Below are 12,916 nucleotides of genomic sequence, written 5' to 3' on the forward strand. Positions count from 1 at the left end.
GGTGCGTCTCTTCGCGGCGATCTACCCACCTGCCGTGGTCGTCGCGGACCTGACCGCCCGGATGAAGGGCCTGCGGGTCGCGGCCGCCCGCCACGCCCGCCTCGCCGACCCGGCGAATCTGCACCTCACGCTCGCCTTCCTCGGCGAGGTGCCGGACGACCGGCTGGCCGACGTGAAGCGCGCGCTCGCCTCGGCCACCCGGACGGCTCGCTCCCCGCGGCTGTGCCTGGCCGGTGGCGGCTGTTTCGGTGAGGGCCGGTCCACAGTGCTCTGGGTCGACGTGCGCGGCGAGGTCGAGGCGCTCGACGCGCTCGCCCTGTCGATCCGTGGCGGGCTGCGCGAGGCCGGGCTGCCGTGTGACGACAAGCCGTTCCGGGCGCATCTGACCATCGCCCGCCCCGGCGACCGGGTGCCCGAGGCCGACGTCCGCTCGGACGTGCACACGCTGCACGACTACGCCGGGCCGCAGTGGACGGCCGGCGAGGTGCTCCTGATTCGCAGCCACCTGGGCCGTACGCCGCGCTACACCCCCGTCGCCGCGTGGGCGCTGGCGGCGGGCGCTTAATTCGGGTGGGGCGTTAAGAAGGGGCCCCTCCTCTACCGGAGGCGTTAAGAAGGGGCCCTTCCTTTCCTACCAGGCCCAGGCTTCGGGGCCGGGACCGCCGTTGCCGACCGGCGGGAACAGCTCGTCGAGGCGGGTCAGCGTCGACTCGTCCAGCTGGACGTCGAGGGCGCCCAGGTTGCGGTCGAGCTGGTCCATGGTGCGCGGGCCGACGATCGGGGCGGTCACGCCCGGCCGGGACAGCAGCCACGCCAGCGCCACGTCGGCCGGGTCGTGGCCCAGGTCGGCGCAGAGCTTCTCGTACGCCTCGATGGTGTTCCGGTGCTCGGCCAGCGCGTCGGCCGAGCGGCCGGTGGTGCCGCGCGCCGCGCTGCCCTCGGCCATCTTGCGGATGATGCCGGAGAGCAGCCCGCCGTGCAGCGGCGACCAGGGGATGATGCCCAGCCCGTAGTGCTGCGCGGCCGGGACGACCTCCAGTTCGACGTACCGGGTCAGCAGGTTGTAGATGCACTGCTCGGAGACGAGCCCGAGGAAGTTGCGCTTGCCGGCCGCGGCCTGCGCCTGCGCGATGTGCCAGCCGGCGAAGTTGGACGATCCGACGTAGAGCACCTTGCCCTGGGCGACGAGCGTCTCCATCGCCTGCCAGATCTCCTCCCACGGCGTGGTCCGGGAGATGTGGTGCATCTGGTAGAGGTCGATCGTGTCGGTCTGGAGCCGGCGCAGCGAGTCCTCGCAGGCCCGGATGATGTGCCGGGCGCTCAGGCCCTGCTCGTTGGGCCACTCGCCCATCTTGCCGTACACCTTGGTGGCGAGGACGACCTTGTCGCGGCGCCCGCCGCCCTGCGCGAACCAGCGGCCGACGATCTGCTCGGTGACGCCCTCGCCGAGCTTCCAGCCGTAGACGTTCGCGGTGTCGAAGAAGTTGATCCCGTGTTCGAGCGCCCGGTCCATGATGGCGAAACTGTCCGGCTCGTCGGTCTGCGGACCGAAGTTCATCGTGCCGAGGCAGAGTCGGCTCACGGACAGACCGGTGCGTCCCAGGTTCGTGTACTCCATGACTCCACCCTGGCACGCCGGCACTTAGAGTGCCCTCTCAACGAGCCAGGGTGGAGCGGTGGATCAGGATGATTCGCGGGCCGCCGGGCCGGTGCCGAACAGCACGTCGTCCCAGCTCGGCAACCGCTTGCGCGGCTTGCCACCGGCATCGGTGGACTCGGCTGCCGCACCGCCGGTCGCCGCCGCGGGGCCGGTGCGGCGGGGCCGCAGCACGGCGAGCGAGGGTACGGCCGGGATCTCCTTCGGCGCGTCCGAGTCGTCGTCGAAGGCCGAACCCTGCCCACCACCGAGCAGCGCGGCGGCACCACCGGCGACAGCCCGCTGACGGGGCGCCTCCTGCCCGGCCAGCGCGGCCGGGGAGCGGGTGTCGAGACCACGCCCGGACGTGCCGCCGAGCGGCCGGTCCAGCGAGGCGAGCAGCGCGTCCCGGCCGGCGCGGATCGGGTCACGCCCCGGACGGGCGTGCTCGGAGGCAGCCGGAAGGCCGTGCCCACCCCGGCTCGGCTCGCCGCGCGACGGACCGGGCAGCGCGTGACCGCCCCGCTCCGGCGCCGGCTCCTGGCCGAGGATCGGCGTGGGCCGCTCGGCGCACAGGTATTGCGCCATGTCGTCGTGCGGGGCGACGTTCTGCCGGGTCTTGTCCAGGTCCCACACCGCCTGGGCGGTGGCCTTGCCGGACGGCCAGGTCGCGATGATCCGCCAGGTGCCGTCGTCGCGGCGGTAGGCGTCCCACGAGATCTTCTCGGTGTCGATGCCGTGCTGGGCCAGCCGGCCGTTGACGACCTCGGCCAGCGGGGTCGGCTTCTCCGCGCCCTTGAGCCGGGTGCGGCGGGCGTGCTGGGCGAGCATGGCCCGCTCCTGGAGCACCGGACCGGCGTAACGCAGCACCCGGTCGACTGGTACGCCGGCGATGCGGGCGACGTCCTCCGCGGACTCGCCGGACCGGATCCGGGCCTGGATGTCGCGTGGGGACAGCGACGGCGTCGGGTCGGTGGCGCTCGGCACCACAGCGAGCGGCGGGGCGCCCGGCTCGGCGTGCAGCGCCGACGCGATCCGCTCGTCGATGGGCAGCGCCAGCAGGCGCCCCACCTCGTCGGCGAGCACCAGGGCCTGGCCGTCCTCGGAGAGGGCGACGAAGCGTACTGGGCGCATGGGCTTGCCTCCGTCCCGCTTCGCTGGCCGTCACGCCACGGGAGCCGGCCACCCGGGCGTCTCGCACCACCGTACGCTCATCTACCCGCCGATGGGGACTGCGACACCCCGGCATGTCGTGACTGAGCTGCGGTAACGATCACGGTGGGTGGCCGCCGGGGCCCCGACGGCCACGCACCGTCACGACGTGATCAGAGTCGCTCTACCACGTAGTCGATGGACGCGGTGAGCGCCTCGACGTCGGCCGGCTCGACGGCCGGGAACAGCGCCACCCGCAGCTGGTTGCGGCCCAGCTTGCGGTACGGCTCGGTGTCGACGATGCCGTTGGCGCGCAGCGCCTTGGCGATCGCCGTGGCGTCCACCTCGTCGGCGAAGTCGATGGTGGCGACCACGTTGGACCGCAGCGCCGGGTCCGACACGAACGGCGTGGCGAACGACGAGCGCTCGGCCCAGCCGTACACGATGCCGGCGCTCTCGGCGGTGCGCTTGGCCGCCCAGGCCAGCCCGCCCTGGGAGTTCATCCAGTCGGTCTGCTCCGCGGCCAGGAAGATGGTCGCCAGCGCCGGGGTGTTGTACGTCTGCTCCAGCCGCGAGTTGTCGATCGCGGTGACCAGGTCGAGGAAGGCCGGGATGTACCGGCCGGACTCCTTGACCTCGGTGGCCCGGGCCAGCGCGGCCGGCGACATCAGGGCCAGCCAGAGCCCGCCGTCGGAGCCGAAGCACTTCTGCGGGGCGAAGTAGTAGACGTCGGTCTGGGCGACGTCCACGTCCAGCCCGCCCGCGCCGGAGGTGGCGTCGACCAGCAGCAGCGAGCCCTCGTCGGCGCCCGCGACCCGGCTGATCGGCACCGCGACGCCGGTGGAGGTCTCGTTGTGCGGGGTGGCGTAGACGTCCACGCCGGCCTCGGCCACGAGCGACGGGGCGCTGCCCGCGTCGGACTTGCGCACGGTCGGCTCACCGAGGAACGGTGCGTCCTTGACCGACTTGGCGAACTTGGCGCCGAACTCGCCGAAGCTGGCGAACTGGGCCCGGTCGCGGATCAGGCCGAACGTGGCGACCTCCCAGAACGCGGTGGTGCCGCCGTTGCCGAGCACCACCTCGTACCCCTCGGGCAGGGAGAAGAACTCGGCCAGGCCGCGGCGCAGCCGGGACACCTGGTCGCGGACCGTCTTCTGCCGGTGCGACGTGCCCAGGTAGCTGGTGGCGACGTCGGAGAGGGCGGAGACCGCGGCCGGACGGACCTTGGACGGGCCGCAGCCGAATCGTCCGTCGGCGGGCCTGATCTCGTCGGGAATCCGGATGGTCGGTGCGTCAGCCACGGTTGTCTTGATCCTTCCGCGTGGGCGGGACGGGCCCTTGGTGCGGGCGCGGACCGATGGCCGGGCGTGCGCCGGGCGCACGAGGCGGCCGGGGTCCGAACCCGGCCGGCAGCGCTGCCGGCCTTCATCCTCCCACCCGGGCGGCCCGGACCGGCGGCTGGTCCCACTGTCGGCGCTGAGTCGTGCGCCACAGCGGCGCAGCGCCTCGTGGGCACGGAGGCGGGCGTTAAGAAGGGGCCCCGCCTCTACCGGAGGCGTTAAGCGGGGCCCCTTCCTTACACGTCAGACGCCGTGCGGGATGGCGTCCCAGCCCTCGACCTGCTGCGGCTTGCGCGGGCCGTGGCCGACGTACGTGGCCGACGGCCGGACCAGCCGCTGGAGCTTCTTCTGCTCCAGGATGTGCGCCGACCAGCCGCCCATCCGGGCGCAGGTGAACATCGAGGTGAACATGTGCGCCGGCACCTCGGCGAAGTCCAGCACCACCGCGGACCAGAACTCGACGTTTGTGGCGAGGACGCGGTCCGGGCGGCGGGCCTGCAGCTCGGCCAGCGCGGCCTTCTCCAGCGCCTCGGCGACCTCGAAGCGGGGCGCGCCCAGCTCCTTGGCGGTACGCCGCAGCACACGGGCGCGCGGGTCCTCGGCCCGGTAGACCCGGTGGCCGAAGCCCATCAGGCGCTCGCCCCGGTCCAGGACGCCCTTGACGTATCCGTCGGCGTCGCCACTGCGCTCGACCGCCTCCAGCATGCTGAGCACCCGGGACGGGGCGCCGCCGTGCAGCGGGCCGGAGAGCGCGCCGATGCCGGAGGAGATGCAGGCCGCGGCGTCCGCGCCGGTGGAGGCGACGATCCGGGCGGTGAAGGTGGAGGCGTTCAGGCCGTGCTCGGCGGCCGAGATGAAGTACGCGTCGACGGCCTTGACGTGCCGCGGGTCGGGCTCACCGCGCCAGCGCTTCATGAACCGCTCGACGATGGTCTCCGCCTTGTCGATCTCCTTCTGCGGCACGGCCGGCAGGCCCAGGCCGCGCGCCGACTGGGCGACGAATGACAGCGCGGTGACCGACACCCGGGCCAGGTCCTCGCGGGCCTGCTCGTCGGAGATGTCGAGAAGCTGGTTGAGCCCCCAGTACGGGGCCAGCATGGCGACCGCGGACTGCACGTCGACGCGGATGTCACCGGAGTGAACCGGCACCGGGAACGGCTCGGCCGGCGGCAGGCCCGGGCCGAACCGGCCGTCCACCAGCAGTGCCCAGACGTTGCCGAACGAGACCTGGCCGATCAGGTCCTCGATGTCCACGCCCCGGTAGCGCAGTGATCCCCCCGCGCGGTCGGGTTCGGCGATCTCGGTCTCGAAGGCTACGACGCCCTCCAGGCCCGGTTTGAAATCGGACATGTCGTCTCCTGGCTTCGGCTCGGCGCGCCCGGGCGGGCTGATCGAGCCCCGCAGCTCAGGCGACCCTTCAGGGATGTGGTTCGTGACATCTTGCCCGGTGGGTAACGCGCTGCGCGACCCACAGCCACTGTGCGCCACGCGACATCCCCGCCGGTGGACGCCCGTTCGGGGAGGAGAAGACTGGGTACCGGGGCCTGGCCAGCGTCGGGGGACGCCGGCACGCCCGGGAGAGGGACTACCACAGTGACAGGCGACACACCCGCCCCGGCCGGCATGCGTAACGAGTACGCGGCCGACCTGGGCCTGACCGAGACGGACCTGGCGCCGGACTGGCACACCCAGTTCGCCCGCTGGTTCGCCGACGCGGTGGCCCATCAGCTGCCCGAGCCGAACGCGATGGTGCTCGGCACGGCCGACGACCGGGGCCGGCCCAGCGGGCGCACCGTGCTGCTCAAGGGATACGGCCCGGAGGGCTTCGTCTTCTACACCAACCACGGCTCGCGTAAGGGCGCCGAGGTGATCGGGAACCCGTGGGCCAGCCTGGTGTTCCCCTGGTTCCCGATGCAGCGGCAGGTGATCGTGACCGGCCGGGTCGAGCAGGTGGACCGGGCCGAGACCGAGGCGTACTTCGCCACTCGGCCGCGCGGCTCGCAGCTCGGGGCGTGGGCCAGCGCCCAGTCGGCGGTGGTGCCGGACCGGACCGCGCTCGACGCGGCGTACCGGGCGGCGGCCGAGCGGTTCGCCGACGTGGACCCGATCCCCGCGCCGCCGTACTGGGGCGGGTTCCGGGTCCGTCCGGAGACTGTCGAGTTCTGGCAGGGCCGGGCCAGCCGGCTGCACGACCGGCTGCGCTTCCGGCGTACCGGGGACGGGTTCTTCGTCGTCGAGCGGCTCGCGCCGTGACCGACGTCACGCAGACCCGGCGGCGGGGCGCGCGCCGCTGGGCGATCGACCTGCGTCCGCTGCGCGTGCCCGCGTACCGGCGGGTCTGGACCGGCAACGCGATCGCCATGTTCGGGTTCCAGTTCACCGCCGTGGCGGTGCCGGTGGAGATGTTCGACCTGACCGGCGGCTCACTCTGGGTCGGTCTGCTCGGCATCGCGGGCTTCGTACCGCTGCTGATCTTCGGGCTGTGGGGCGGCGCGGTCGCCGACGCCCGGGACCGCCGCCGCGTGCTGCTCGTCGGCGGCTGCGTGCTCTGGGTCTCGACGCTCGGGCTTCTGGTGCAGTCGCTGGCCGGTGCGCGCAGCCCGCTGCTGCTCCTGCTGCTCGTCGGCCTCCAGTCGACGGCCTTCGCGATCACCTCGCCGGCCCGCAGCGCGATCCTGCCCCGGCTGGTGCCCGCGGAGCTGGTCCCGGCGGCCACCACGCTGAACTTCACCACGTTCACCGCCGCCGCCGTCTTCGGCCCGCTCGCCGCCGGCCTGATCTTCGCCGCCTGGCAGGTCGGGGTGGCGCTGCCCATCGCGTACGCGGCGGACGCGCTGCTGTTCACCGCGTCGCTCTGGGCCACGCTGCGGCTGCCCGCGATGCCGCCCGCGCCGGACCCGGACGGCGGTGTCCGCAAGGCCGGGTTCGCCAGCATCGTCGACGGCTTCCGCTACCTGGCGACCACGCGGGTGCTGCTGCTCTCCTTCGCCATCGACCTGATCGCGATGATCCTGGCCATGCCGCGGGCGCTGTTCCCGGAGCTGGCGCAGGAACGCTTCGGCGGTGCCTCGGCGGTGGGCTGGCTCTACAGCTCCATCGCCATCGGCGCGATGCTGGGCGGCCTGACCTCGGGGTGGATCGGCCGGGTACGACGGCAGGGCCTCGCGCTCACAGTGGCGGTGGTCGGCTGGGGCGTGGCCATCGCGCTCGCCGGGCTGGCCGGGCAGCTGTGGGTGGCGGTGGTGCTGCTGGGCGTCGCCGGCGCCGCCGACCTGGTCAGCGCCACGCTGCGCCAGTCGATGCTGCTGGTCTACGCGCCGGACCGGATGCGTGGCCGCCTCCAGGGCGTGAACACGGTCGTGGTGGCCGGTGGCCCGCGTCTGGGCGACCTGCGGGCCGGTGCGATGGCCGCCGGTTTCGGCACCGGCTTCGCCATGGTCGGTGGCGGCCTGGCCGCCGCCGTACTCGCGGTGCTGCTGGTGGTGGCGTTCCCGGCGCTGCTGCGCTATCGCTCGACCACTCCCGCCGAGGACCGGCACTGACGGTAGGGTCGCCGACATGGGGATCGACGTGCAGCCTCCGTCCGGTACACAGTGGACCATCGCGGCCGACGGCCACGAGGCCGTCGTGGTCGAGGTGGGCGGCGGCCTGCGGGCCTACCGCTACGACGGCGTGGACCACCTCGACGGGTACGCCGAGGACGAGGTCTGCCCCGGCTCGGCCGGGCAGGTGCTGGCGCCGTGGCCGAACCGCGTCCGGGACGGCGTCTACACGGTCGGGGAACGGTCGTTTCAGCTCGACCTCACCGAACCGGAGCGGCACAACGCCCTGCACGGCCTGGTGAACTGGGTGCGGTGGCAGCCGATCGAGCAGTCCGCGGACAGCGTGACCGTCGGCTACGACCTGCCGCCGAGCCCCGGCTACCCGTGGGCACTGCGGCTGCGGGCCCGGTGGAGCGTCGGCCCGCACGGCCTGCGGGCCGAGCACGAGGCGACGAACGTCTCCGACGAGCCCGCGCCGTTCGGCTTCTCCGTCCACCCCTACCTGCAACTGCCGAAGGTCGGCGTCGACGAGTTGCGGTTGCACGTACCGGCCCGGCGGCGGGTGCTGGTGGACAGCCGCCTGCTGCCGGTCGCCGCCGCCGAGGTGACCGGCTCCGAGTTCGACTTCACCAGCCCGCGCCCGATCGGCGACCTGGTGCTCGACACCGCGTTCGGTGACGTCGAGCGGGACGCCGACGGCGGCTCGGCGGTGGTGCTGAGCGCGCCGGACGGCTCGTCCGGGCTGCGGATCTGGGCGGACCGCGAGTTCGGCTGGTGGCAGGTGTTCACCGGCGACACGCTCGGCGGGGAACGGCACCGCCGGTCCGTGGCGGTGGAGCCGATGACGTGCCCGCCCGACGCGTTCCGCTCCGGGAAGGACCTGATCATGCTGGAGCCGGGGCAGACCTGGCGGGGCGCCTGGGGCGTCCGCCCGGAGGTCTGAGCGTGGAGTTCGCCGACGTCGTCCGGCGCCGCCGGATGGTGCGCAACTACGACCCAGACAGGCCGGTGCCGCCGGAGGTGGTGGACCGGCTGCTCGACCACGCCGTCCGGGCCCCGTCGGCCGGGTTCTCGCAGGGCTGGGGCTTCCTGGTGCTGGAGGAACCCGAGGACCGGGAACGGTTCTGGGCCGCGACCAAGCCTGGTGGCGGCGGCCGGGAACGCTGGCTGGCCGGGATGCGCCGGGCGCCGCTGATCGTGGTGCCGCACGCCAACCGCGACGCCTACTTGGACCGCTACGCCGAGGCGGACAAGGGCTGGTCGGACCGCGCCGAGGACCGCTGGCCGGTGCCCTACTGGTACGTGGACACCGGCTTCGCGGCGCTGCTGATGCTGCTCACCGCCGTGGACGAAGGGCTGGGCGCCTGCTTCTTCGGCATCCCGCCGCAGCGCATCGGGGCGTACCGGGAGGCGTTCGGGGTACCGCCGGAACTGCACCCGATCGGTGCGATCACAGTAGGTTACCGAGCTGTCGACCACCGGTCACCGTCGCTGCGCCGAGGGCGGCGTCCGGTGCAGGATGTGGTGCGGCGGGGACGGTGGACCTGAGCGGTTAGGCTGACATCCACATTGTCAGCCTGGCCTGGAGAGGAGAGCACGCCGTGATCTTCAGGGCGGTCCGGGACGGGCGTCCCTACCCGGAGCACAACCTCACGCTGAAGCAGTGGGCCGAGATTCCGCCGCGCCCGCTGCGGCTTGACCAGCTCATCACCACCAAGCGCGAACTCGCGCTGGACAAGCTGCTCGCGGAGGACTCCACCTTCTACGGCGACCTCTTCCCGCACGTCGTTCAGTGGAACGGCGGCCTCTACCTGGAGGACGGCCTGCACCGGGCGCTGCGCGCGGCGCTCCAGCAGCGCAACCAGATCCACGCGCGGGTGCTCGTGCTCGGTGACCAGGGCGAGTGACGCCTCCCTGAGTCTTGGTTAAGGTGACGCCATGACTCCTCTCGACCTGCTCGACATCGATGCGTCGCTCAGCGACGAGGAGCGGCAGATCCGCACCGTCGTGCGCCGGCTCGTGACCGACCGGGTACGCCCGCACGTCGCCGGATGGTACGAGGACGGCCAGGTCCCGGCCCGCGAACTGGCCCGCGAGTTCGGCAAGCTCGGCCTGCTCGGCATGCACCTGACCGGCTACGGCTGCGCCGGCGCGTCAGCGGTCGCGTACGGGCTCGCCTGCCTGGAACTGGAGGCCGGCGACTCCGGCGTCCGCTCGCTGGTGTCGGTGCAGGGATCGCTCGCCATGTACGCCATCTGGCGCTACGGCAGCGAGGAGCAGAAGCAGCGCTGGCTGCCCGCCATGGCGGCCGGCGAGGCGATCGGCTGCTTCGGGCTCACCGAACCCGACCACGGCTCCGACCCCGCCTCGATGGCCACCCGCGCCCGCCGCGACGGCGACGACTGGATCCTCAACGGCAGCAAACTGTGGATCACCAACGCGCCGATCGCGGACGTGGGCGTGATCTGGGCGCGTACCGACGACGGGGTGCGCGGCTTCGCCGTACCCATGGACACGCCGGGGGTGACGGCGCGCGAGATCCGGCACAAGATGTCGCTGCGCGCGTCCCTGACCGGCGAGATCGCCCTCGACGACGTCCGGCTGCCGGCCGATGCGCGACTGCCCGAGGCGATCGGGCTCAAAGCGCCGCTGGGATGCTTGACCGAGGCCCGGCACGGCATCGTCTGGGGCGCGCTCGGCGCGGCCCGCGACTGCCTGGAGACCGCACTGGAGTACGCGACCACGCGCACCCAGTTCGGCCGCCCGCTCGCCGGTTTCCAGCTCACCCAGGCCAAGCTCGCCGACATGGCGGTGGAGTGGAACAAGGGCATGCTGCTCGCGCTGCACCTGGGCCGCCTCGCCGACGCGGGGACGCTGCGGCCCGACCAGGTGAGCGTGGGCAAACTGAACAACGTCCGCGAGGCGCTCGCCATCGCCCGGCAGTGCCGCACGATCCTCGGCGCCAACGGCGTCTCGGGGGAGTACCCGGTGATGCGGCACGCCAACAACCTGGAGAGCGTGCTCACCTACGAGGGCACCTCCGAGATCCACCAGCTCGTCATCGGCCAGCGGCTCACCGGCCTGTCCGCGTTCGCCTGACCTGCGGTTTCACTCGATCGGGGCGCTCGGCGAGCGACTGTCGCACGGTGGCCGTACCGTCATTGTCAGTCGATGTGTCGGCTGAGGATCGATGTGTCGGACGAGGAAGTGTCGGACGAGGACGGTGAGGGCGATGGCCCGCGACGGTGACATCAACGAGCCCACCCGGGAGTTCCCGGACTACCCCACCAGCGAGTCCCTTCGCGACCGGGCGGAGGGCTCGCCCGACCACGACCGCGAGTACGCCCCCGGTGCCCCGGCGTCGGGTGGCGGCCCGGCGCGCGGCCTGCTCTGGGTGCTCGGCGCGGCGGCGCTGGCGGTCGTGGTGCTGCTCGGCGTGCAGGCCACCGGTCTGCTGCCCGACTTCCGCAACCCGTTCGCCAAGGAGCAGACCGACCGCAGCCAGCCGCCGCTGCTCAAGTCGATCCGTGACCTGAGCCGCTACGTCGCCGCCGAGGGCAACTTCCAGGTCGTGGTCGACGTGCAGAACGACAGGCGCAACGTGCCCGACTTCCTGCTCAACGAGCGCACGCTGTTCGTCGGGGCGGGCCGTGTCGAGGCGTACGTCGACTTCGGGAAGATCGCCGACGGTGCCGTGGTGGTCTCCGAGGACGGCAAGTCCGCCGAGATCAAGCTGCCCGCGCCGCACCTCGGCGAGACCGACCTGGACATGGACAAGAGCTACGTGTTCGCCGAGCAGCGCGGCCTGATCAACCGGCTCAACGACCTGGTCGCGGGCGACCCGAACCGGCAGCAGCAGGTCTACAAGCTCGCCGAGGACCGCATCACCGCTGCCGCCCGGGACAGCGGGCTCACCGCCCGGGCCCAGGAGAACACCCGCAAGATGCTCGAAGGGCTGCTGCGCTCCCTCGGGTACGAGAAGGTGACAGTCACGTACACCGCTCCCTGACCGCTCTGACGCCGCGCGCCCGCCCCGATGATCCGGGGCGGGCGCGTCGCGTGTGTGCCGGCGTCCCGGCTCGTGTCGCGTCAGCGGGTGGCGAGGTAGCGGTCCTCGTTCGGCATCAGGATCCACAGGATCAGGTAGACGATCACCTGCGTGCCGGGCAGCAGCAGCGACAGCAGGAACAGCAGCCGGACCATGCCGGCCGACATGCCGAACCGCTGCCCCAGGCCGGCGCAGACACCGGCGATCATGCGCCCCTGGCGGGGCCGGACCAGTTTGCGACTCATCGTCGTCTCCCACTTCTGCGGCGATCCGCCGCGCTGATTCCACGGTAGAAAGGGGTACGCGCCGCGCCCTCAGCCCCGAGGAGGATCGGCGACCCGGGCACCCGTAGGTGCTTACCCCGGCGCTTCCTCACCAACGCCCCCCGCTCCTCGCCTCACCCTCGCCCGCCCTCGCGCTGCTTCGCGCAGCCCCGCCCCTCGCGCCGCCCCGCGCAGCCCTCGCGCCGCCCCGCGCAGCCCTCGCGATCTTGCAGTTGCGGCCCCCGTTGTGCCCGATTCGCGCAGTTGTTCAGGGCCGCAACTGCAAGATCGCGGGAGTGGTGGGGGTGGCGTCGGGCGGGAGCCCTGCTCGGCGAGGGGTGCTGCGTCGAGCGCTTTCCGCCTCGCGGGACTGGCGTTCCGCTGACTGGGGCAGTGGAGATCTTGGTAGGAAAGTGCCCCTATGGGGGCCATTCGGTACCAAGATCTCCCCGGGGGCAGGCCACGGCGCGTCGATCTTGGAGTTGTGGCACCTCGCGAATGGCGTTAATCGGGCATCCTGGGCGCCATAACTCCAAGATCGACGGGGAGGGGTGGGGCGGGAGTCGGCGGCAGTAGCGCGAGGGCGGGCGGGGCGGGCGCGGGCCTGAGCGGGCGGGAGGGAGCGGGTGGGCGACGGCGGGAGTGGAACGGGGAGGGGGCGGACGCGTGCGCCGGGGCGGGTATGTGGCGGAGTGGGGGCGGGTATTCACGGGGGCGAGGTAGGCTCGCCGGTCGGGCGCCCCCACCCCGGGCGCCGGCCGTCTACCCGCCTGGCGGGCGCGGCACCCACGCACCGGCTCGGATCCGCACAACGGGGACGACGGCGAGGAAAGCAGCAAATGATCAGTGTTTTCGATCTTTTCAGCGTCGGTATCGGGCCGTCCAGCTCGCACACCGTCGGGCCGATGCGGGCCGCCCGTACGTTCGTGGCGGGC

At 72.7% G+C, this 12,916-nt stretch carries 14 protein-coding genes; 9 read left to right on the forward strand and 5 right to left on the reverse strand.

Annotated features, from left to right (window positions below; all coding sequences use genetic code 11):
* Window position 1: 1 nt before the first annotated feature.
* Window positions 2-565 carry an RNA 2',3'-cyclic phosphodiesterase gene (thpR, locus tag FB455_RS27615; protein ID WP_145755305.1) on the forward strand — a complete coding sequence of 188 codons (564 nt, stop codon included), beginning with the start codon at window positions 2-4 and terminating at the stop codon, window positions 563-565.
* A 66-nt stretch (window positions 566-631) separates the two neighbouring features.
* On the opposite strand, the gene FB455_RS27620 is transcribed toward thpR, so the two are convergent.
* The 4 genes from FB455_RS27620 to FB455_RS27635 form a co-directional block, all read right to left on the reverse strand.
* Window positions 632-1,618, reverse strand: a complete 987-nt coding sequence (locus FB455_RS27620; protein ID WP_013473747.1) for an aldo/keto reductase — start codon at window positions 1,616-1,618, stop codon at window positions 632-634.
* Between the two features lie 63 nt (window positions 1,619-1,681).
* Window positions 1,682-2,770: a septation protein SepH gene (gene sepH, locus FB455_RS27625; RefSeq protein ID WP_013283719.1), complete on the reverse strand. Its 1,089-nt coding sequence runs from the start codon at window positions 2,768-2,770 to the stop codon at window positions 1,682-1,684.
* Window positions 2,771-2,961: 191 nt separating this feature from the next.
* Window positions 2,962-4,089 carry a phosphoserine transaminase gene (gene serC / locus FB455_RS27630; protein WP_013283720.1) on the reverse strand — a complete coding sequence of 376 codons (1,128 nt, stop codon included), beginning with the start codon at window positions 4,087-4,089 and terminating at the stop codon, window positions 2,962-2,964.
* A gap of 282 nt (window positions 4,090-4,371) precedes the next feature.
* On the reverse strand, window positions 4,372-5,478 hold the full coding sequence (locus tag FB455_RS27635) for a citrate synthase 2 (RefSeq protein WP_013283721.1): 1,107 nt from the start codon (window positions 5,476-5,478) through the stop codon (window positions 4,372-4,374).
* A gap of 273 nt (window positions 5,479-5,751) precedes the next feature.
* On the opposite strand from FB455_RS27635, the gene pdxH reads away from it, so the two are divergent.
* The 7 genes from pdxH (at window position 5,752) to FB455_RS27670 (ending at window position 11,679) form a co-directional block, all read left to right on the forward strand.
* Window positions 5,752-6,381: a pyridoxamine 5'-phosphate oxidase gene (gene pdxH, locus FB455_RS27640; RefSeq protein ID WP_049794801.1), complete on the forward strand. Its 630-nt coding sequence runs from the start codon at window positions 5,752-5,754 to the stop codon at window positions 6,379-6,381.
* Window positions 6,378-7,670: an MFS transporter gene (locus FB455_RS27645; protein ID WP_013283723.1), complete on the forward strand. Its 1,293-nt coding sequence runs from the start codon at window positions 6,378-6,380 to the stop codon at window positions 7,668-7,670. Before pdxH ends, FB455_RS27645 begins: the two co-directional genes overlap by 4 nt.
* 16 nt (window positions 7,671-7,686) lie before the next feature.
* Window positions 7,687-8,613 carry an aldose 1-epimerase family protein gene (locus FB455_RS27650; protein WP_145755306.1) on the forward strand — a complete coding sequence of 309 codons (927 nt, stop codon included), beginning with the start codon at window positions 7,687-7,689 and terminating at the stop codon, window positions 8,611-8,613.
* Between the two features lie 2 nt (window positions 8,614-8,615).
* Window positions 8,616-9,218, forward strand: a complete 603-nt coding sequence (locus FB455_RS27655; RefSeq protein ID WP_145755307.1) for a nitroreductase family protein — start codon at window positions 8,616-8,618, stop codon at window positions 9,216-9,218.
* Window positions 9,219-9,271: 53 nt separating this feature from the next.
* A complete protein-coding gene (locus tag FB455_RS27660) occupies window positions 9,272-9,577 on the forward strand; it encodes a type II toxin-antitoxin system VapB family antitoxin (protein WP_013283726.1) in 306 nt (101 codons plus the stop codon).
* A 31-nt stretch (window positions 9,578-9,608) separates the two neighbouring features.
* Window positions 9,609-10,769 carry an acyl-CoA dehydrogenase family protein gene (locus tag FB455_RS27665; RefSeq protein ID WP_013473751.1) on the forward strand — a complete coding sequence of 387 codons (1,161 nt, stop codon included), beginning with the start codon at window positions 9,609-9,611 and terminating at the stop codon, window positions 10,767-10,769.
* A 133-nt stretch (window positions 10,770-10,902) separates the two neighbouring features.
* Entirely contained in the window at window positions 10,903-11,679 is a 777-nt protein-coding gene (locus FB455_RS27670) for a DUF4230 domain-containing protein (protein ID WP_145755308.1), read from the forward strand.
* Window positions 11,680-11,759: 80 nt separating this feature from the next.
* Here FB455_RS27670 and FB455_RS27675 read toward each other — a convergent pair whose 3' ends face one another.
* Entirely contained in the window at window positions 11,760-11,963 is a 204-nt protein-coding gene (locus tag FB455_RS27675) for a PspC domain-containing protein (RefSeq protein WP_013283729.1), read from the reverse strand.
* A gap of 857 nt (window positions 11,964-12,820) precedes the next feature.
* Between FB455_RS27675 and FB455_RS27680 the strand changes: the two genes are divergently transcribed.
* Window positions 12,821-12,916: serine dehydratase beta chain (locus tag FB455_RS27680; RefSeq protein WP_145755309.1), on the forward strand; the 96-nt coding region annotated here is incomplete at its 3' end.

The sequence above is a fragment of the Micromonospora sp. CNZ296 genome, from assembly GCF_007827635.1.

Bases quoted from the DNA above. Each gene is read 5' to 3' on its own strand.
- FB455_RS27670 (WP_145755308.1), top strand. From the start codon at position 10,903: ATGGCCCGCGACGGTGACATCAACGAGCCCACCCGGGAGTTCCCGGAC.
- FB455_RS27635 (WP_013283721.1), bottom strand. From the start codon at position 5,478: ATGTCCGATTTCAAACCGGGCCTGGAGGGCGTCGTAGCCTTCGAGACC.
- sepH (WP_013283719.1), bottom strand. From the start codon at position 2,770: ATGCGCCCAGTACGCTTCGTCGCCCTCTCCGAGGACGGCCAGGCCCTG.
- FB455_RS27620 (WP_013473747.1), bottom strand. From the start codon at position 1,618: ATGGAGTACACGAACCTGGGACGCACCGGTCTGTCCGTGAGCCGACTC.
- FB455_RS27665 (WP_013473751.1), top strand. From the start codon at position 9,609: ATGACTCCTCTCGACCTGCTCGACATCGATGCGTCGCTCAGCGACGAG.
- pdxH (WP_049794801.1), top strand. From the start codon at position 5,752: ATGCGTAACGAGTACGCGGCCGACCTGGGCCTGACCGAGACGGACCTG.
- FB455_RS27675 (WP_013283729.1), bottom strand. From the start codon at position 11,963: ATGAGTCGCAAACTGGTCCGGCCCCGCCAGGGGCGCATGATCGCCGGT.
- FB455_RS27650 (WP_145755306.1), top strand. From the start codon at position 7,687: ATGGGGATCGACGTGCAGCCTCCGTCCGGTACACAGTGGACCATCGCG.